The sequence below is a fragment of the Acidovorax sp. NB1 genome, assembly GCF_005405905.1.
GTDB lineage: Bacteria > Pseudomonadota > Gammaproteobacteria > Burkholderiales > Burkholderiaceae_C > Acidovorax.
The window spans coordinates 172017-190542 of sequence record NZ_BJHU01000005.1 but is presented as its reverse complement, the minus strand read 5'-3'; the positions used below and the strand labels follow the sequence as shown (position 1 = coordinate 190542).

15 protein-coding genes are annotated in these 18526 nt (G+C 68.7%); 6 read left to right on the top strand and 9 right to left on the bottom strand.

Annotated features, from left to right (window positions below; all coding sequences use genetic code 11):
* Nucleotides 1-61: 61 nt before the first annotated feature.
* Complete coding sequence (locus AvAM_RS02175; protein WP_137745522.1) at nt 62-2866, top strand: PAS domain S-box protein; 2805 nt, start codon at nt 62-64, stop codon at nt 2864-2866.
* 28 nt (nt 2867-2894) lie between these two features.
* Here AvAM_RS02175 and AvAM_RS02170 read toward each other — a convergent pair whose 3' ends face one another.
* From AvAM_RS02170 to AvAM_RS02160, 3 genes are all read right to left on the bottom strand, one after another.
* Nucleotides 2895-3395: an EVE domain-containing protein gene (locus tag AvAM_RS02170; RefSeq protein WP_137745521.1), complete on the bottom strand. Its 501-nt coding sequence runs from the start codon at nt 3393-3395 to the stop codon at nt 2895-2897.
* A 117-nt stretch (nt 3396-3512) separates the two neighbouring features.
* Entirely contained in the window at nt 3513-4991 is a 1479-nt protein-coding gene (locus AvAM_RS02165; RefSeq protein WP_137745520.1) for a HAMP domain-containing sensor histidine kinase, read from the bottom strand.
* Complete coding sequence (locus AvAM_RS02160; protein WP_137745519.1) at nt 4988-5677, bottom strand: response regulator transcription factor; 690 nt, start codon at nt 5675-5677, stop codon at nt 4988-4990. The genes AvAM_RS02165 and AvAM_RS02160 overlap by 4 nt, the downstream gene beginning before the upstream one ends.
* Nucleotides 5678-5882: 205 nt before the next feature.
* Between AvAM_RS02160 and AvAM_RS02155 the strand changes: the two genes are divergently transcribed.
* The gene (locus tag AvAM_RS02155) at nt 5883-6266 is read left to right on the top strand and encodes a hypothetical protein (protein ID WP_137745518.1); all 384 of its coding nucleotides are present in this window, start codon (nt 5883-5885) and stop codon (nt 6264-6266) included.
* Between the two features lie 91 nt (nt 6267-6357).
* Nucleotides 6358-7416 carry a DUF3592 domain-containing protein gene (locus AvAM_RS02150; protein ID WP_137745517.1) on the top strand — a complete coding sequence of 353 codons (1059 nt, stop codon included), beginning with the start codon at nt 6358-6360 and terminating at the stop codon, nt 7414-7416.
* 19 nt (nt 7417-7435) lie between these two features.
* On the opposite strand, the gene alkB is transcribed toward AvAM_RS02150, so the two are convergent.
* The 6 genes from alkB to AvAM_RS02120 form a co-directional block, all read right to left on the bottom strand.
* Entirely contained in the window at nt 7436-8092 is a 657-nt protein-coding gene (alkB, locus tag AvAM_RS02145; RefSeq protein ID WP_137745644.1) for a DNA oxidative demethylase AlkB, read from the bottom strand.
* 6 nt (nt 8093-8098) lie between these two features.
* Nucleotides 8099-8848, bottom strand: a complete 750-nt coding sequence (locus AvAM_RS02140) for a 2OG-Fe(II) oxygenase (RefSeq protein ID WP_137745516.1) — start codon at nt 8846-8848, stop codon at nt 8099-8101.
* Nucleotides 8845-9990 (bottom strand): bifunctional DNA-binding transcriptional regulator/O6-methylguanine-DNA methyltransferase Ada, encoded by a 1146-nt coding sequence (ada, locus tag AvAM_RS02135; RefSeq protein WP_137745643.1) that lies wholly within the window; start codon nt 9988-9990, stop codon nt 8845-8847. The genes AvAM_RS02140 and ada overlap by 4 nt, the downstream gene beginning before the upstream one ends.
* A 263-nt stretch (nt 9991-10253) precedes the next feature.
* Nucleotides 10254-13073 (bottom strand): DEAD/DEAH box helicase, encoded by a 2820-nt coding sequence (locus AvAM_RS02130; RefSeq protein ID WP_137745515.1) that lies wholly within the window; start codon nt 13071-13073, stop codon nt 10254-10256.
* A 42-nt stretch (nt 13074-13115) separates the two neighbouring features.
* Nucleotides 13116-13838 carry a hypothetical protein gene (locus AvAM_RS02125; RefSeq protein WP_249367880.1) on the bottom strand — a complete coding sequence of 241 codons (723 nt, stop codon included), beginning with the start codon at nt 13836-13838 and terminating at the stop codon, nt 13116-13118.
* Between the two features lie 218 nt (nt 13839-14056).
* The gene (locus AvAM_RS02120; protein ID WP_171012110.1) at nt 14057-14959 is read right to left on the bottom strand and encodes a helix-turn-helix transcriptional regulator; all 903 of its coding nucleotides are present in this window, start codon (nt 14957-14959) and stop codon (nt 14057-14059) included.
* Nucleotides 14960-15106: 147 nt separating this feature from the next.
* Between AvAM_RS02120 and AvAM_RS02115 the strand changes: the two genes are divergently transcribed.
* From AvAM_RS02115 to AvAM_RS02105, 3 genes are all read left to right on the top strand, one after another.
* Entirely contained in the window at nt 15107-15583 is a 477-nt protein-coding gene (locus tag AvAM_RS02115) for a DUF3237 domain-containing protein (RefSeq protein WP_137745514.1), read from the top strand.
* A 78-nt stretch (nt 15584-15661) separates the two neighbouring features.
* The gene (locus AvAM_RS02110) at nt 15662-16663 is read left to right on the top strand and encodes a tripartite tricarboxylate transporter substrate binding protein (RefSeq protein WP_137745513.1); all 1002 of its coding nucleotides are present in this window, start codon (nt 15662-15664) and stop codon (nt 16661-16663) included.
* A gap of 160 nt (nt 16664-16823) precedes the next feature.
* The gene (locus AvAM_RS02105; protein WP_137745512.1) at nt 16824-18518 is read left to right on the top strand and encodes a tannase/feruloyl esterase family alpha/beta hydrolase; all 1695 of its coding nucleotides are present in this window, start codon (nt 16824-16826) and stop codon (nt 18516-18518) included.
* Nucleotides 18519-18526: the final 8 nt, after the last annotated feature.

Genomic DNA, 18526 nt, shown 5'->3' with positions numbered 1-18526 from the left:
TCTGCCCCCTGGCCCGGTGCCACAATGGGCCACAACTGAACTTGCAGCCGCAGCCGTTTTCATGACCCTGGTGTCCCCCGTTTCCCACTGGCTGCAGACCACCCGCGCCAGGCTCACCCTGCTGTTTGGGGGCACGGCCGTGCTCACCGGGCTGGCCATCGGCTTTGTGGCCGACGAGGTGCTCAGCCGCCACCTCACCGAACTCAGCGGCCAGTCGCTGATGAACGCCAGCCAGCCGATTGCGCTGGCGCTGTCCCAGGGCATGCTGGAGCGCGAGCGCGAGATCTCTTTGCTCAGCCACCTGCCCATGGTCACCCGGCCGGACGGGTATGGCCCGCAGTTGCAGGCGCACCTGGAGCAGATCCGGCAGTCCTACCCCTTTTATTCGTGGATCGGCCTGACCGACGACGCAGGCGTGGTGCAGGTGGCCACCGGCAACCTGCTGCTGGGCCAGAACGTGTCGCAACGGCCCTGGTTTGGCGCAGGCAAAAACGGCCCCTATGTCGGCGACGCCCACGACGCCGTGCTGCTGGACAAACACCTGCGCGAGCCCGGCAGCACCGTGCCGCTGCGCTTCATGGACTACGCATCGCCCGTGCGCGGGCAGGACTCGGTCTTCAAGGGCGTGATCTCGGCCCATGTGAACTGGGCCTGGGTGCAGGACATCATCCGCCGCTCCAGCCCCGCATCGGTGGCCCGCAGCGGCATGGAGGTGCTGCTGATCAACAAGGACGGCGTGCTCAACGCCGCCGGGGCCGTCGAGCTGCCGCGCTCTGCGCTGCCCATCCTGCCCAGCCAGGGCCAGTTTCAGGTGATGTCCTGGGGCGAATCGCCGGGCCAGCGCTACCTCACCGGCCTGGTGCCGGTGCCTTCGCAGACCATCACCGACCTGGGTTGGCTGCTGGTGGCGCGCCAGCCGCTGGACCTGGCGCTGCAGCCCATCAACCAGCTGCACAGCATTGTGGCCGTGCTGCTGGCGCTGATGACCGTGATGCTGGTGGGGGCGGCCTACTGGGCGGCACGGCGCTTCAGCCAGCCGGTGGAAAAACTGGCCGACGCCGCCCGCCAGGTCGAGGCCACCGGGCGGTTTGCTGCGGTGGACTTCAAGACCGAGACCGTGGAGTTTCAGCACCTGCGCTCGGCACTGCAAAGCATGACCCAGGGCCTGATTGACGGGCGCGTTGCACTGGAGCGCGCCAATGCCGACCTGGAACACCGTGTGCAGGAGCGCACCGAGGCCCTGCACCGGAGCGAGCAGCGCTACCTCTCGATCCTGGAAGACCAGACCGAAATCATCTGCCGCTTCGACGGTGGCAACCGCCTGACTTTTGTGAACGACGCTTTCTGCAGGCTGTTCAATTTCAAGCGAGAGAACCTGCTGGGCCGGGTGTGGGCCCCCGTGGTGCACCCCGACGACTATCCGCAGGTGGCGCAGAGACTCGCCACCGTGACACCCGCCAACCCGGTGGTGGTGGTCGAAAACCGCGTGTTTGCAGGCGATGGCCGCGAGCGCTGGTGCCAGTTCAGCAACCGCGCGCTGTTTGACGACGACGGCCAGCTGGTGGAATGGCAGTCGGTGGGCCGCGACATCACCGAGCGCCGCCAGCTGGAAGCCGAGCTGGCCCGGGCTTCGGAGCGATTCCAGGACCTGTACGACAAAGCCCCCTGCGGCTACTACGCGCTCGACCGCCACGGCAAGTACGTGCATATCAACCAGCAGACGCTGTCCTGGCTGGGCGTGGGCCGCGAGGAGGTAGTGGGCAAGCTGGGGGTGGCCGATTTTTTTGATGCCGAAGGCCAGGCGCTCTTTGCGAAATTTTTCCCCATCTTGCAGGAGACCGGAAAAATCGGCCCCCTGGAGCTGACCCTGCTGGGCAAAGGAGCCGCACCGCGCAGGGTGAGTGTGTCCGCCACCGCGATCCGCGGTGCGGCGGGCGAGTTTGTGATGAGCCGCTCCATCATGTACGACGTGTCAGAGCTGCATGCGGCGCGGCAGGCGCTGCACACCCTCAACCAGGAGCAGCAGGCCATGCTGCACAACGACCTGATCGGCATCGCCAAGATCAAGGACCGCGTCATCCTGTGGCGCAATCCCGCGCTGGAGCGGATCTTTGGCTACGCCCCCGGCCAGCTGCAGGGCCACACCACCGAAGAAATGTATGTAGACCGCGAAGACTTCCTGGCCTTTGGCCGCGACGCCTATACCGTCCTGGCCTCGGGCCAGCACTACCGCCAGCAGCGCCGCATGCGCAAGCTCAATGGCGAAGAAGTCTGGATCGACGTGAATGGCGTGGCGCTGAATGCCTATGGCGAATCCCTGTGGCTGATGCAGGACGTGACGGCCATGAAGCAGTACCAGCAGCAGGTGGAGCACATCGCCTTCCACGACAGCCTGACCCGCCTGCCCAACCGCCTGCTGCTGGCCGACCGTGTGGCCCAGGCGCTGGCCCTGTGCGACCGCACCGGCCGCATGGCCGCGCTGTGCTACATGGACCTCAACGGCTTCAAGCCCATCAACGACCAGTACGGCCACGACATGGGCGACGAAGTGCTGCGCGTGACCGGCCAGCGCCTGCTGGAACAGGTGCGCGCCAACGACACGGCGGCGCGCATTGGTGGCGACGAATTCGTGCTGCTGCTCACCGCCGTCATCGACCCCGCCGAAATCACCGTGGCCATGGGGCGCGTGCTGAGCGCCATCGAACAACCTATCGACCTGGGCGAAGGGCGCGTGGTCCGGGTGTCCGCCGCCGTGGGCACCGCCCTCTACCCCCAGGACGGCACCAACGCCGCCGACCTGCTGCGCCGGGCCGACCAGGCCATGTATGTGAACAAGGGGCATGTGTCGGCCGAGCGCAGCCGGTGAGCATGGCCCCAAGGCCGCCAGAAGAGCGTCAGCCGCGTGCCAGCAGCCGCCCCGTGATCGCCTCCCACTCCGCTGCCTCTACCGGCGTGATCGACAGCCGGTTGCCCCGCTGCAGCACGCGCATGGGGGCCAGGTCGGGGTGCTCACGCAGCTCCGCCAAGGAGATCAGGCGGGTTTTGCGTAGGGCCTGCACGTCCAGCAGCAGCCAGCGGGGCTTGTCGGGTGGGGATTTGGGGTCGTGGTAGGGCGAGTCGGGGTCGAACTGTGTGGGGTCGGGCCGGGTGCTGCTGGCCACGCGGGCGATGCCGGCAATGCCGGGTTCGGGGCAGCTGGAGTGGTAGAACAGCACGCCGTCGCCCACCTGCATCTCGTCGCGCATGAAGTTGCGCGCCTGGTAGTTGCGCACCCCTGTCCAGGGCACTGTGGCGCCCGGGGCGGCCAGGGCGTCGTCGATGGAGCATTCCTCGGGCTCGGACTTCATGAGCCAGTAGCGCGGCGGGCGTTGTGGGGAGGCGGTGGTGGCGGTCATGGCGCCATTCTGGCAAAGGGTGGGCGTGCCTCTGCGGTTGCGCTAGCGATGCGGGTGTGGATTTGCTTCTCTTTTGATAGCTTCTTTGGCTTGTCTATCGCGCGGTAGAGCCTGTTTTTATTCAAATTTTTCCGTTGATGCAGTCCCAGGCAGCACCCCGGGCCCGGCCAGCGGCTCGCGCGGCAACACGCAGCGCAGGCCCACGCCGCGCCCGTCCAGCCCGTCGGCAAAGCCCAGGGTGCCGCCCATGCGCTGCACCACGCGCTGCGCGATGGCCAGGCCCAGGCCGGTGCCCGCCTCGCTGGTGCCGGGGATGCGGTAGAAGCGCTCCCACACCCGGGCGCGGTGTTCGGGGGCGATGCCCCGGCCGTTGTCCTGCACCTGCAGCACGATGAAGCCTGCGGGAGTTGCGCCATCCGCGCCCAGGGTGACTTCCACGCTGCCACCGGCCACGCCGTAGCGGATGGCGTTGTCCACCAGGTTGTCGATGACGGAGCACAGGCCTTCGCGGTCCAGCCGGGCGCTGAGGTGTTCTGGGGCGTTCAGGGCCAGTTCGATGCGCCGCGCCCGCGCCAGGGGCACGAGCAGGGCCACGCGGTTGCGCAGCAGGTCGGCCACATCCAGTGTGTCGTGCGCGGCGGCCGGGGCTGCGGGCTGGGCAGCGGCGTCGGCGCGGGCCAGGGTCAGCAGCTGGGTGAGCAGGTGCGATGCGCGGGTGATGCCCTGCTGCAGCCCATGGGCGGCGTCGGCCCGCGCGGCGGGGTCGGGCTCGGTGAGCAGCTGGTGGGCCTGGGCGTTGATGGCGGCCAGGGGTGTGCGCAGTTCGTGGGCGGCGTCGGCCAGAAAGCGCCGTTCGGCCTCCAGCCGCTGGGCCTCGTGGGCGAGCAGGGCGTTGAGTTCGTGGATCACGGGGGCGGTTTCGGCATAGAGCCTGTCCACCTGCACGGGCGCCAAGTCGCCCGCGCGGCGGCGCGAGATGCGCTGGGCCAGCTGCCGCAGCGGTGCGAGCCCGCTGCGCACCGTGACCCACACCACCAGCCCATGCCACAGGAACACGCCCAGCTGGCTTTTGAGCACCAGCCACAGCACCGGCAGCAGCGCGCCCAGGTGCAGTGTGCCGGGCTCGGCCACCTGCACCACCACGCTGCCGTCGCTGGCGGCCTGGGTGTGAAAGTGCCAGGGCGGGTTGCTGGGTGTGTCCGTGGCGGTGTCCGGCCAGGGCACGTCATCGCTGCTGCGGTACAGCACCTGGCCTTGTGTGTTCAGCACGCGGGTGTGGGTCAGGCCCGCGATGCCGAGCAGGTCGCGGCCGGTGATGCGCAGCAGAGCGCCTTGCGCAGCCTGCATGCGGGCGGGCAGGGTGGCCTCGGGGCCGCTGGCGGCTTCGGCCATGATGCGGGCGGTTTCGCGCAGACGCGTGTCAATGTCTTCGGGGCTGCGCTCCAGCGCCACCCAGGTCATCACCGAGGCCAGGGCCAGCCAGGCCACAACCAGCGCGAGCGCCTGCCAGGCGATCAGGCGGCGAATCAGCGAGGGTGGGCGGGGCGCGCCGGGGGCCGTGGCCGCGTGCGCGGTGTGCATGGCGGCAGCACTCATGGCGCCGGGTCCATGGCCGCAGTTGTAGCCGGGGCCTCCAGCACATAGCCCACGCCGCGCACGGTGCTGATGAGGTGGTTGCCCAGCTTGCGCCGCAGCTTGTAGACATGCACGTCGGTGGCGTTGCTGTCCAGCGTGTCGGCAGGGCTGGAGCTGGCCTCGATCTGCGCGCGGGTGAGCACGCGGCCCGGGTCTTCGGCCAGGGCGCGCAGGATGTCGTATTCGCGGGCCGAGAGGTGCACGTCCTGCCCATGCACCTGCACCCTGCGCCGCGCGGTGTGGATGCAAAGCGGGCCGATCTGCCACACGCTGCTGGTCTGCCCGCTGTGGCGCCGCAGCAGGGCCCGCACGCGTGACAGAAGTTCTTCAATGGCAAACGGCTTGCCCAGGTAGTCGTCGGCCCCGGCGTCCAGCCCCAGCACACGTTCGCCCACGCTGTCGCGGGCGGTGAGCAGCATCACCGGCGTGGCCTGCCCCTGGGCGCGCAGCCAGGCGAGCAAATCAAGCCCGGTTTCGTCCGGCAGGCCGATGTCCAGCAGCACCAGGGCAAAGGGCTGCTCTTGCAGAAACCGGCGTGCGTCGGCGCTGGTGCGCAGCCACACCACATGGTGGCCCGCCACGGTGAGCACGCGCTGCAGCGAGTTGCCCAGGGGGAGGTCGTCTTCCACAAGAAGGATGCTGGCCATGCGACAGGGTGCGAGGAGTGGGGAATGGGACGGTGGCGGCGATTCTAGGAGCGGGATGCGCCGCCCAGGGGTGTGCGCGCAGCGCGTGTTCATCAAAGCTTCATCTGCGGCGCCCGGCGCAGCGGCGGCTTCATGGGGGCTTCATGCAGGTCTTTGCAGACTGCAGGCTTCTCTGTTTCTTTCACCCCGGCTGTGGGGCTTCCGTATGAATCTGCAAAACGCCATCTCCCTGTTTTCGCCGCGCAACCTGGTGTGCGCCCTGTTCATGTCTGTGCTATCAGCCTGCGGCGGCACGTCGGACGATGGGCATGTGGTCACCGTGGACGGCGTCAGCATGGACAAGACCATCGACAAAATCGGCATCTACGACCTGGAGGTGACGGGCGCGCGCAACGATGTGACGGTGGCTGCGGGCAACACCGTGGCGCGCCTGATCGTGGCGGGCATGAACAACCGCATTTTTGTGCTCAAGACCGCCACCGTGGAGCGCATCGAGCTGGATGGCAGTGGCAACACCGTGTATGTGCCCGTCGGCTTCAAGTCGCGCGTCTCGCGCAATGGCAGCAACAACGACGTGATCGAGCGATGAGGGCTGGCGCAGCGCCCAAGAATCTGCTCAAAAGAACCGGCTTTGCCCGCAAAATCACCCCAGCCGCCGCAGTGCGGTGCGGGAGATACCAATGGAAAAGCCAGCCAAGAAGCAGCCGGGCGCATGGGTGATGGGCTTGTTTGCCCTGCCTTTTGCCGCCGTGGGCGTGGGCATGCTGTTGCTGAGCGTGCTGCCTACCCTGTACGACTGGTCGCGCATGCAGTTCTGGCAGCCGGTCAACGCCACGCTGCTGGCCGCGAGCCTGAACAGCAGCCGCAGCAGCAAATCCACCTCGTACCACGTGACAGCGCGCTACCGATACACCGTGGCGGGCCAGGAGTACGAGGGCGACCGCGTGGCCATCAGCGGCGGCGGCGACAACGTGGGCGACTTTCAGGAGGCGCTGGGCGAGCGGCTGGAGCAGGCGCTGCGCGCCGGGCAGCCGGTGCAGGTCTGGGTCAACCCCTCGCAACCGGCCGATGCCGTGATCGACCGCAGCCTGCGGCCTGGTCTGCTGGCCTTCAAGATGGTGTTTGTGGTGTTGTTTGGCGGCGTGGGCGTGGGCCTGCTGGTGTTTGTGCTGCGCCGGGGCAAGCCGATGGGGCAGCGGGCGCGCAACACCGCCGCAGCGGGCGCGCCCGGCAAGCTCGAAAAAATCCCCGGCGGGGTGCAGATGCATTTCCCGGCCGGGCGGTGGTGGGGCCTCAAGCTGGGGTTGGGCATGGTGGGGGTGCTGTTTCTGGCCGTGGGCGCGCTGGTGCCTTGGGAGCAGGAAGCTCAGTCCGACATCGCGCCCTGGCTGTTTCGCCTGGGGTTTGGCGGCGTGGGAGGAGCGGTGCTGGTGGCAGCGTTTTATGCGCTGGCCAACAGCCTGCGGGTGCAGATTGACCACGACGGCCTGCGCACCGAACGGCGCCTGCTGGGCCTGATGCTGCAGTGGCACCAGGTGCCCGGCCCCGAAATCGCCCGCCTGCGGGTGGTGGAGAGCTACACGGTCGAAAGCAACAGCCGCCGCGACGTCTACTACCGCATCGAGGCCGAGCTGCGCAGCGGCAAGAAGATCACCGTGGCGCAGGACCTGCAGGGGCGCAAGGACGCCGACCGGATGCTCGCGGCCATCGGCAGCGCCACGGGATACCCCATTCGCTAGTCCCGGCCGGGAAGGGCGCTCAGCCCGATGCCTTGCGAAATGTGAGGTTGATGCGCAACCCGCCCGTCATCGCATGGCTTGCGTCGGCCAGAGGCAGCACGCCGTGAAACCGCAGCCGCGCCGGGCCGCCCCACACCACCACGTCGCCATGCCACAGGCCCACACGCCGGGCCTTGTCGGCGCGCAGCGCGCCGCCCCACAGAAAGATGGCCGGGATGCCGAGGGACACCGACACGATGGGGTGGTCGTAGTTGCCTTCGTCGCGGTCCTGGTGCAGCGACAGCCGCGTGCCGGGCTCGTAGCGGTTGATGAGGCAGGCGTCGGGCGCAAAACCGGGGTAGCCCGCTGCATCGGCCGCGTCACGGGAGAGTTGGCGGAACACCGCAGGCATGGGCGGCCAGGGCAAGCCGGTGGTCGGGTCGGTGGGGCCATAGCGGTAGCCGCTGCGGTCGCTGATCCAGCCCAGCGCGCCGCTGTTGGTCATGGCCACCGACATGCGCTGCCCACCGGGGGTGATGAGGTGCCGGAAGGGCGCCTGGGCCGTGACGGCATCCACGGCCTGCAGCAGCTCGGCCGCCTGCGGCAGGGCCAGGCCGCGCAGCACCACGGCGCCCGGCTCCAGCCAATCAGGGGCCTGAGGCGCGGCAGGCAGGTCGTCAAACAGGCCGAGGGTCATCGCCACCTATTCAGCATCATGAAAAATGATGCCCACCGTATGGCGCTGGCCCGAGCGCACCCGGCTCACCCCGTGGCGCAGGTTCACGCGGTAGGTGCCGCGTGTGCCTTGCACCGGGCGGTGGTGCACGGCAAACGCCACGGCGTCGCCGCGCGAGAGCGGCACCACCTCGGCGCGCGACTGCATGCGGGGGCGCTGTTCGGTCAGCACAAACTCGCCGCCCGTGAAGTCGCTGCCGGGCTCCGACAGCAGGATCGCCACCTGCAGCGGAAACACATGCTCGCCATACAGATCCTGGTGCAGGCAGTTGTAGTCGCCTGGCGCGTACTGCAGCAGCAGCGGCGTGGGGCGCAGTTGCCCGGCCGCATGGCAGCGGGCGATGAAGTCGGCATGGCGCGCGGGGTAGCGCACATCGATGCCCATGGCTGCATTCCAGTGGTTGGCGATGGGCTGCAGGTGCTGGTAGAGCGCGTCGCGCAGCCCTGCCACCAGGTCTGGCAGCGGGTAGCTGAAGTATTGGTACTCGCCCAGCCCAAAGCCGTGGCGCTGCATGACCACGCGGCTGCGGAACAGGGGTAGGCCGGGGTGGCGGTAAAGCGCTGCGAGCGCCGCGCATTCCTCGGCGCCCAGCAATTGGGGCAGCACCGCATGGCCCTGGGTGTGCAGGTCGTCGGTGGCCTGGGCCCAGTCGATCGCGGCCACACGCTCGGGCCAGGGGCTGCTGGCCTGTGGCGTGCTGTGGGGCAGGGCGCTCATGCGACCTTCTCCTGTTTTTGTGCCGTGTGTGCCGTGTGCGCGGTATGCGCCGCATCGGCCTCGCGCTGCAGCAGCGCGCGCTTGCGCTCCACCCCCCAGCGGTAGCCCGACAGCGCACCGTCGCTGCGCACCACCCGGTGGCAGGGGATGGCCACGGCCAGCGCGTTGGCGCCGCAGGCCTGGGCCACGGCGCGGGTGGCGGCGGGGGCACCGATGCGCGCTGCAATTTCGGCATAACTCGCGGTCTGCCCGGGCGGGATGCTGCGCAGTGCCTGCCACACCCGCTGCTGGAAAGCCGTGCCCTGCACGTCCAGCGGTAGCGCCAGCCCCAGGCCGGGCGCCTCGACAAAGGCCACCACCTGGGCTACCAGCGCTTCGTAGTCTGCATCGCCCCCCACCAGCTGGGCCTGGGCAAACCGGTCCTGCAGGTCACGCACCAGGGCGTCGGGGTCGTCGCCAAGCAAGATTGCGCACAGGCCCTGGCCGCTGTGCGCCACCAGGATCGCGCCCAGGGAACATTGGCCCACCGCAAAGCGGATGCGCTGCGCCGCCCCGCCAGCGCGGTAGCGTGTGGGCGTCATGCCCAGCACCTGGGCGGACTTTTCATAGAAGCGGCTGCTGGACTGGTAGCCCGCTTCGTAGATGGCATCGGTCACCGAATCGGTGGCTTGCCCCAGCGCGCTGCGCACGCGCTGCTCCCGCTGCGCGGCGGCGTAGGCCTTGGGCGTGAGGCCCGTGGCCTGCTTGAAGATGCGGTGCAGGTGCGAGCTGCTCAGCCCCACGCGGGCGGCCAGTGCGCCCAGCGGGGTGGCGCCTTCGGCCTCCAGGATGCGGCAGGCCTGCGTGACCAGCGCTGCGTGGTGCGCCAGTGCCGAGGGTTGCTGTGGCTTGCAGCGCTGGCAGGGACGAAAACCTGCGGTTTCGGCGTCGGCACAGCTGGCATGGAACCGCACGTTTTCGGGCCGGGGCGTGCGCGCAGCGCAGCTGGGGCGGCAGTACACGCCTGTGGACACCACCGAATACCAGAAGCTGCCGTCTGCTGCCGCACTGCGCGCCAGCACCGCCGCCCAGCGTGGGTCGGCCTGGGTGAGGGCGGCTTGCTGCGCGGTCTGCGCGGAACGGGTTGCCGGGCGGGTGGGCATGGAAACAGCTGGTGGTGACAAAGGTGTGGAGGTGATGGCGTGCATGGTGAAGGCTCCGAAAAGAACCTGCCGTTCACAGGCAGGTGGGCAGATTGCGTTGCGATGCCTTCACTGTAGAAACGGCGCGCACCGGGCGCACTCCGAAGCTTGCTTTTGAATTCTGCACCGGCCGCAGGTGCACAAGCTGTTGCCCTTGCTTATCCATCAAATACTATTGTTTTGATAGCTATAAATGCACGCCTATCAGGCGGTAGATGCCATTTTTATTCATATTCTGGTGGCTGCATCGGGCGTGGGCGGCGCAAGCCGGTGCCACCCCAACGTTTCGCATCCTCACCCGGAATGGCCAGCGGATTGTCGGCGGGCTCGGCCAGGGGCGCGAGCAGGGCCGTGAGGTCGGCCTCGCTGAACTTGACCGCGCCCGCTGCGTCGTGGCCCAGCACGCCGCTGGCCAGGGCGGCCTTGCGCGCCTGCAGTTCCAGCATGCGCTCCTCGATGCTGCCTTCCACCACCAGCTTGTAGACAAACACCGGTTGGTCCTGCCCGATGCGGTGGGCGCGGGCCGTGGCCTGCTCTTCGACGGCGGGGTTCCACCAGGGGTCGAGGTGGATCACGGTGTCGGCGGCCGTGAGGTTCAACCCCGTGCCGCCCGCCTTGAGACTGACGAGCAGGACGGGCGCACTGGTCGCGTCCTGCGCCTGAAAGCTCTGGACGACGGCGCCGCGCTGGCGAGGCGGCGTCTGGCCGGTGAGGGTGAGGTAGGGCAGGGCGAGAGCATCCAGCCGCTCGGCCGCGAGCATCAGCATTTCGGTGAACTGCGAGAACACCAGCACGCGGCGGCCTTCATCGACCAGCGCGGGCAGCATGTCGGCCAGCAGGTCGAGCTTGGCGCGTTCGGTGCCGGGGTGCACCTTGGCGCCCTTGACGAGGTGGGGGTCGCAGCACACCTGGCGGAGCTTGAGCAGCGCGTCCAGGATGGTGATCTGCGCGCCGTCAAAACTCTGCCGCTCCAGCACGCGGCGCACCTGCTTGTCGGCGGTGGTGCGCACGGCCTCGTACAGCTCGCGCTGCTTGCCCTGCAGCTGAACGCGCTGGATGACCTCGGTGCGCGCTGGCAGCTCGGTCGCCACGTCCTGCTTGCGCCTGCGCAGGATGAAGGGGCGCACGCGCTGCGCCAGCAGCTGGGCGCGCAGGGTTTCGCCGTTTTCTTCGATGGGCTTGCGCCAGCGGGCGTTGAAGCTGCGCACGTCGCCCAGAAAGCCGGGCATCAAGAAGTCGAACTGCGCCCACAGCTCGCCCAGGTGGTTCTCCAGCGGCGTGCCCGTCAGGCACAGCAGGTGCGGCGCCTGCAGCTTGCGCAGGGCGCGGGCGCTGCGGCTGCCCGCGTTTTTCACCATCTGAGCTTCGTCGAGGATCAACAGGTGAAAAGGCTCTGCCGCCAGCGCATCCACATCGCGCCAGAGCAGGGGGTAGGTGGTCAGCACCAGGTTATGGTCAGCGATCTGCAGGTAGCGCTGGCCCCGGCTGGCGCCATGCAGGGCCAGCACCCGCAGACCCGGTGCCATGCGCGCGGCCTCGGCCTGCCAGTTGAAGAGCAGCGAGGTGGGCAGCACCACCAGGGCCGGGCGGGTGAGGCGGCCTGCTTCTTTTTCTACCAGCACATGGGCCAGCGCCTGCGCGGTTTTGCCCAGGCCCATGTCGTCGGCCAGGATGCCGCCCAGGCCCTGGGCGCGCAGGTACTGAAGCCAGGCCAGGCCTTCGAGCTGGTAGGGGCGCAGCTGCACCTGCAGGCCCTGCGGCGCCGCCACGGGCTGCGGCTCGCCGATGCGGCGCAGCCGCTGCGCCAGCTGGGCCAGGCCGGCATCGCCCTGCAGCTGCCAGTCGTTGCTCCAGCCGCTGACGGTGCCCACGCGGTGGGCTTGCACCAGCCCGGCGCGCAGGGCCTCAATGCGGCGGGCCTCCCAGGCGCCCAGGCGCAGCGGGTCGCCGTCCTTGAGTTGTTTGCGGGTGGGGTCGGTGAGCAGATCCACCATAGCACCCACAATGGCCTTGAGCGGCCCGGCCGGTGCGTCGATGCGCCGCCCACCCGGTGCGCGCAGCGAAATGACCGCGATGTCGTCGATGGCCGCCATCTGCCGCGCGTTGAGCCAGCGCACGCCGCGGCGCAGCAGGTCGGCCAGCATGGGGGCCAGGTCCAGCACCACGCCGTCGATCTCGATGCCCAGGCTCAGCAGCCAGGCGCCTTCGCGCTCGGGCAGGTGCAGCTTTTGCACGGGGCGCTGGCGTGCGCCCAGCGGGCCGTCCACCTCCTTGGCCAGCAGCTCGCCAGTGTCGGGGGCGATGACGAGCTTCCAGCGCTGCACGGGCACGCTTTCATGCGCAAAGCCGGGGTGGACCACCACGCTCCAGCCCTCGGCGCGCAGCTGCGGCACCACGTCGGCCCAGAAGTCGCCGAAGTGCGCCTCCTGCGCCAGCGTCCACACAGGCCTTAGCGTGGCTGCGGCGGCCCGGTGGCGCCACTGCAGGCTTTTGGGGTCCACGGGGGTCAGGCCCAGGTCCCAGACGCGGTCCATGGCATCGGCTTCGGCCGCCAGGTCGCGCACCATGCGCAGCAAGGGGCCGCCGGTGTCGTACAGGTCTTGCACGGGTGCGGGGCGCGCGTTCAGCACCGAGGTGGGCGCAGCGGTTTCCCACTGCGCGCCGCTGTCAGTGCGGTAGGTCCAGTCGATCTGCGCCAGGGTCACGCTGTCGCCGCGCGGGCCCAGCTTGCCTTGCGGCGCCATGCCCAAAAGGCCCTCGCCCCGGCCCAGGGTCATGAGCGTGATGCGGGGGCGGAAGTGGCCGACTACAGGGCCGGAGTCCGATGGGGTGGGCCCGGCGGGCGTGGCCTGCGCTGCCCCGTCGCGCAACAGCGCCATCACACGCGCCGCCTCGGCGTCGGTCAGCGGGGCCAGCGTCTGCAGCGTGGCCGCATCGGCGCGTTGGCGCAGCGCGTGGGCCCAGGCGGCCATCAGGGCCTGGCGGTCCGACCGGGGCGGTTCAGCGGGCGTGGGGTGGGCGGGGTTGTGGCCAGCGGCGGGCATAGGCCGCCGATTGTGCCGTGGCGGCGGCGCGCCACGCGTGGGTCAAAACTCCCAGGCCAGGCCTGCCTGGCTGAAGCTGCGTCCATTGCCACGGCCCACCGCCACCGACGCCTTGAGCCCTTCGGCGATCTCATAGCGCAGGCCCAGGGCCTTGTCGGGGCGCGCCCTTTGTTCGCCATACACCTCGGAGGTCAGGCGCAGCGCGCCGCTGAGCGGCAGCTCGTGACCCACCGCCCAGGTGGCGGCGCGGTGGCGCACGCCCTGCACACGGACGGTGTGCTGGCCCGCATTGGCGTGCAGCGCCTGGTCGTTGGCAAACCGGTAGGTGGCCAGGCCGGTGACGGTGTAGGCCCGTTCGGAAAAGTGCGCCGGGGTGGCCTCGTCGCGCACCCGGGTGTGGCCCAGGTCCAGCCGGGCACCCAGCGACCAGCCCAGGTCGCTCTGCACAGGCACCCACTTCACCCCCCAGCCCCGGCCCTGCAAGGTGCTGGCCGGGTTTTGGCCCTTGTCGCGGCCGTGGGCCAGCGACACCTCCATCTCCAGGGTGGGCAGCAGCCCCATGCCAAACAGCAGCTCGGTGCTGCGGGTCTTGGCATCGCGGCCCTGGGTGCCTTCGAGTTTCAGCGCGCCCTGGGCCAGCGTGCCAGCGTCGTCGGTGCGCATGGGCGCTTCGGCATGGGCATGCAGGGCGCCCACCACACAAGGCAGCGCCAGGCACCAGGGCGCGATCCGGGATGGGGTGTGGGGTTTCGAGAGGCTTTTCATCGGGGTCTCTTCGTGTTTTTGGACGCAGTTGCTGGGAGCGGCTGGATGGTCTGCAGCCACGCGCCCTCTGCCCGGCCGTCATCTCGCAAGAATCGTCGCACGCGGAGTCCAAGCGCGCCAGAAACGCGTTGCACAGTCATCCAGCCGGTTGCCTGGCCTGGACGATGAGCCGCGTGCTGCCCGGCGTCTGATGGGGGGGAATGAGGGGCTTGGCAGCGTCAGCCGCCCAGCACCCGTGCAAACAGCTCGTTGCGAAAGTGGATGCCCAGGCGCGCAAAAGCGCGGTTGCGGTAGGTCTTGACGGTGGGCACGCTCAGGCCCAGGTCGGTGGCGATGCCCTCGTGGGTCATGCCCTGCAGCAGGCGGGCACACACGTCCAGCTCGCGGTCGGTCAGCTCGGCCTGCAGGCGCACCAGGCGCATGCGCAGCACGGGCAGGCCATCGGCGCCCAGTGGGGCCAGGGCGGCGTCGGCGGGCAGCGCCAAGGCATGCGCAGGGCCCGGGCCGGTGACCTCGTGCCACAGCGTTGGCGGGGCCACCTGGGTGTGCGACAGGTCAATGTGTTTGCGCGTGAGCGCCAGCAGCACGGGGGCCACGGATTCGAAGGCGCTGATCTGCCGGTCGCTGAAGGCGCGCTGGTGCTGGTGGCGATAGAAGTTGACGGCGAACACCGAGCCGTCGCTTTCATATTCGACCACCGACACGCGCTCGGCCACGCCGTGGGCTTCGTACACCCGGGCGCGGTGTTCGCCCTCCACCTCGGTCGCAGTTACATGGCACAGCCGGGTTTCAGGCGCGGCCAGCGGCACTTCGTCAAAAGAGCGGCCCCAGGTACGGTCGCTGCGGTAGGGGCCCGACAGGTAGGCCCACCAGCAGTCCTGCGTGGTGTCGGGCACGCCCCGGCTGGCGGACATGAACAGCGTGGGCTTGCAGCGGTGGCCGGTGCGGTACACCGACCAAGACGCGGCGGGCAGCACGGGTTCCAGGTCCTGCAGCAGGCCGGGCGCAAAACCATGGCCACCCAGGCGATGGACCATGCTGGCCAGCGTCTGGCTGGCAGGACTGTGCAGCACCTGGCGGCCAGGTGCCGTCTGCAAGGAGAGGGGAAGCCACTGCCGCATGGAACAAGTCGGAAATTGGGGGTGACGGTGGGCTAAAGCTTGGAGTGTGCGCTGAAAAAGCCGTCAAAGCCGGTGCAGGGCACTGGGGTTATCCCGTCATCTTCTGGGATGACAGGCCGCACCAGCAACGGGACTTACGCTAGGCCCATGTCTGAACCCATGTCCTTGCCCGATCCGCAATTCAAATTTTTTGCCGACCTCCGCGTAGAGGTTGGCAGTCCCCAGGAGGTGGGCCACACCGTGCACGGCCTGCGCAGACTGATTCCCATTGTGGGTGGCACCGCCACCGGCGATGGCTGGAGCGCGCGGGTGCTGCCCGGCGGCGCGGATTTTCAGCTCATCGTGAACGACCGGCTGTCGGAGCTGGACGCGCGCTACGTGCTGGAGACCGATGGTGGCGACCTGATCTATGTGCAAAACCGTGCCGTGCGCTCGGGCCCGGCCGAGCTGATTGCCCGCCTGGTGCGCGGCGAGCTGGTGGACCCGGCGCAGGTCTATTTCCGCTGCAGCCCGAGCTTCGAAACCGCCTCGCCCGCGCTGTCCTGGATTGCCGAGCGCATGTTTGTGGGCACCGGCGCACGCTACCCGGACGCCGTGGCCATGCGGTTCTTTGAGCTGCGGTAGCGCCCCGCACACCTTCGCTGCTTTGCCTTCCCTGATTTGATTTTTGACCTTTCCCAACGTACAAGCCCTGGAGACACCATGAAAAACACCGTTCACCCCTTGCGCCGCGCCCTGGTGGCCGCATCCATCCTGGCCGGGCTTGTGCCCTGGGCGGGGGCCCAGGCACAAAGTGCTGCGGCCTACCCCAGCAAGCCCGTGCGCATCATCGTGGGCTTCCCGGCGGGCACAGGGCCCGACATCGTGGCGCGCCTGCTGGCGCAAAAGCTCTCGGAAGGCTGGGGCAATGCGGGCGTGATCGTGGACAACAAGCCCGGCGCGGGCGGCCTGATTGCCGCCAGCGAGGCAGCTCGCGCCGCGCCCGACGGCTACACGCTGATGCTGGGCGAAACCGGCCAGCTCAGCATTGCCCCCAGCAGCTACAACAAGCTGCCCTATGACCCGGCCAAGGACTTTGTGCCCGTGAGCCAGGTGGTCACCTCCGACTTTGTGCTGCTGGTCAACCCCCAAAAGGTGCCATCGCGCAACGTGAAGGAGTTTGTGGACTGGACCAAGCAGCAAAAGGGCCTGTTCCTGGCTACCTTTGGTGCGGGCACGCCGGGGCACTTTGGCGCATTCATGTTTGGTGACGCCGTCAAGCTCAAGCCCGAGCCCGTGCACTACAAAAACACCTCGGACGCGCTGGGCGGCCTGTTCAGCGGAGATGTGCAGGGCGTGTTCGCCAGCGTGGGCCTGGCCGCCCCCAATGTGAAGGCAGGCAAGCTGGTGGCGCTGGGCTCCACCGGCGCCACGCGCACCAACGCGCTGCCGGATGTGCCCACCATCAAGGAGCAGGGCTATGCCAACCTGGAGTTCTCTTCGTGGTTCGGCATCGTGGCCCCGGCCAAGACGCCCCCCGAGATCGTCGCCAAGCTGAGCGCCGACATCATCAAGGCCGTGCAGTCGCCCGAAGGCAAGGCCAAGATGGAAGAGGCCGGTTTCCGCGTGACGGGCACCAGCCAGCAGGACTTTGCCCGCACCATCGCCGCCGACACGGTGACCTGGGGCAGGGCCGTGGCCGCCACCGGCTTCAAGGCCGACTGAGCGCCCGCAGCAAGCACTCCCGTTTTCCACACACCTTCTGAGCCTCTGAGCCCGCGCACCTGCAACCGCAGGCGGCACGGGCCGGGGCGCAGCCTTGCCTGCCGCCGGGCCTGCGCTTCACACCTGTTTTCCCACCACAACACCACCGGAGACCCGCACCATGCCATTCAGTCACGCACTGCATCCCGCCTGCCCGCCAGCGGCGGGATTGCGCCGCAAGTTGGTTCCCACCGCACTCGCCATGCCCCTGCTGATGGTAGCCTGCGGCGGCGGCAACGGAGACGCCACCGCCCAGCAGCTCACACCGGCCGCTGCCTGCGCCGACCTGTCGTCCAAGGCCGGTCTGGCAGCGACCACGCTCACCACCAGCTATGTGGCGGCAGACACCAAGCGCCCAGGCGGGGCCGCCACCGGCGCCTTCCTGCCGGGCCACTGCGTGATCACGGGCGCCATCAACCCCCGCGTGGGCGTGGATGGCAAAAACTACGCCATCGGCTTTCAGCTGAGCCTGCCGGACAACTGGAACGGGCGTTTTCTGTTCATCGGTGGCGGCGGCAACGACGGCATCCTGCGCGACACCTCGCTCAGCTCCAGCATCTCGGGCGGCACGCCGTCGCCGCTGGGGCAGGGGTTTGCGGTGGTGTCCACCGATGCGGGGCACAGCGGCACCACGGCCAGCTTTGGCGCCGACCCGCAGGCGCGCATCGACCATGCCTACAACTCGTATGACAAGACGGCCGTGGCCGCCAAGTCGCTGATTGCCACGCGCTATGGCCGCAAGCCGGACCATTCGTACTTTTCGGGCTGCTCAGGCGGCGGGCGCCAAGGGATGATGTTCTCGCAGCGCTTCCCGGACTACTTCGACGCCATCACGGCCGGTGCGCCCGCCATGCGTGTGTCCAGCGGCGCCACGGTGGCGGCGATGTGGAACACCATCCAGTTCGACGCCATTGCGCCGCAAGACGCGTCGGGCAAGCGCATCCTGTCGCAGGCATTCAGCAATGCCGACCTGAACCTGGTCGCCGATGCGGTCAAGTCGTCGTGCGACGCGGCCGACGGTGTGGCCGATGGCCTGGTGAACAACGTCAAGGCCTGCAAGTTTGACCCGGCCGTGCTGCAGTGCAGTGGCGCCAAGGGGGCCGACTGCCTGAGCAGCGCCCAGGTGGGCGCCCTCAAGAGCGTGTTTGCGGGCCCGCGCAATTCCGCTGGCAAGGCCCTGTATGCAGGCCAGCCCTGGGACCCGGGCCTGGCCGCCCCCGGCTGGCGCACCTGGACGCTGGGCAGCTCCACCACCGCCACGCCAGACGCGCGCTACATCACGCTGATGGTGGACGCCCTGGTGAACGAGTTCTTCACGCCACCAGACCTCACGTTCAACCCGCTGACCTTCAACTTCGACACCGACCCGGCACGCATGGAAGCCTACTCGGCCATCTATGACACCTACCGCGACGACAAACTGGCGGCCTTCAAGCAGCGCGGCGGCAAGATGTTGTTCATCCATGGCATGTCCGATCCGATCTTCTCGGCCCTGGACACCGTGGACTACTACGAGCGCCTGGCAGCCAACAACGGCGGCATGGCGGCCACGCAGGGCTTTGCGCGCACCTTCCTGGTGCCGGGCATGAACCACTGCTCGGGCGGCCCGGCCACAGACAACTTCGACTCGATCCAGGCCATGGTGGACTGGGTGGAAAAGGGTGTGGCGCCTGACACCATCGCGGCCAAGGCGCTGCCCGCCAACACGGCCATGCCCAACCGCACCCGGCCGCTGTGCGCCTATCCAAAGTTCGCCAAGTACAAGGGTTCGGGCAGTGTGGAAGATGCCAGCAGCTTCGTCTGCGCGGCAGAGTAAGCCAGCCA

Excerpts from the sequence above, each read along its gene's own strand:
- AvAM_RS02175 (WP_137745522.1), top strand. The coding sequence starts at position 62 with ATGACCCTGGTGTCCCCCGTTTCCCACTGGCTGCAGACCACCCGCGCC.
- AvAM_RS02170 (WP_137745521.1), bottom strand. The coding sequence starts at position 3,395 with ATGACCGCCACCACCGCCTCCCCACAACGCCCGCCGCGCTACTGGCTC.
- AvAM_RS02165 (WP_137745520.1), bottom strand. The coding sequence starts at position 4,991 with ATGAGTGCTGCCGCCATGCACACCGCGCACGCGGCCACGGCCCCCGGC.
- AvAM_RS02160 (WP_137745519.1), bottom strand. The coding sequence starts at position 5,677 with ATGGCCAGCATCCTTCTTGTGGAAGACGACCTCCCCCTGGGCAACTCG.
- AvAM_RS02155 (WP_137745518.1), top strand. The coding sequence starts at position 5,883 with ATGAATCTGCAAAACGCCATCTCCCTGTTTTCGCCGCGCAACCTGGTG.
- AvAM_RS02150 (WP_137745517.1), top strand. The coding sequence starts at position 6,358 with ATGGAAAAGCCAGCCAAGAAGCAGCCGGGCGCATGGGTGATGGGCTTG.
- alkB (WP_137745644.1), bottom strand. The coding sequence starts at position 8,092 with ATGACCCTCGGCCTGTTTGACGACCTGCCTGCCGCGCCTCAGGCCCCT.
- AvAM_RS02140 (WP_137745516.1), bottom strand. The coding sequence starts at position 8,848 with ATGAGCGCCCTGCCCCACAGCACGCCACAGGCCAGCAGCCCCTGGCCC.
- ada (WP_137745643.1), bottom strand. The coding sequence starts at position 9,990 with ATGCCCACCCGCCCGGCAACCCGTTCCGCGCAGACCGCGCAGCAAGCC.
- AvAM_RS02130 (WP_137745515.1), bottom strand. The coding sequence starts at position 13,073 with ATGCCCGCCGCTGGCCACAACCCCGCCCACCCCACGCCCGCTGAACCG.
- AvAM_RS02125 (WP_249367880.1), bottom strand. The coding sequence starts at position 13,838 with ATGAAAAGCCTCTCGAAACCCCACACCCCATCCCGGATCGCGCCCTGG.
- AvAM_RS02120 (WP_171012110.1), bottom strand. The coding sequence starts at position 14,959 with ATGCGGCAGTGGCTTCCCCTCTCCTTGCAGACGGCACCTGGCCGCCAG.
- AvAM_RS02115 (WP_137745514.1), top strand. The coding sequence starts at position 15,107 with ATGTCTGAACCCATGTCCTTGCCCGATCCGCAATTCAAATTTTTTGCC.
- AvAM_RS02110 (WP_137745513.1), top strand. The coding sequence starts at position 15,662 with ATGAAAAACACCGTTCACCCCTTGCGCCGCGCCCTGGTGGCCGCATCC.
- AvAM_RS02105 (WP_137745512.1), top strand. The coding sequence starts at position 16,824 with ATGCCATTCAGTCACGCACTGCATCCCGCCTGCCCGCCAGCGGCGGGA.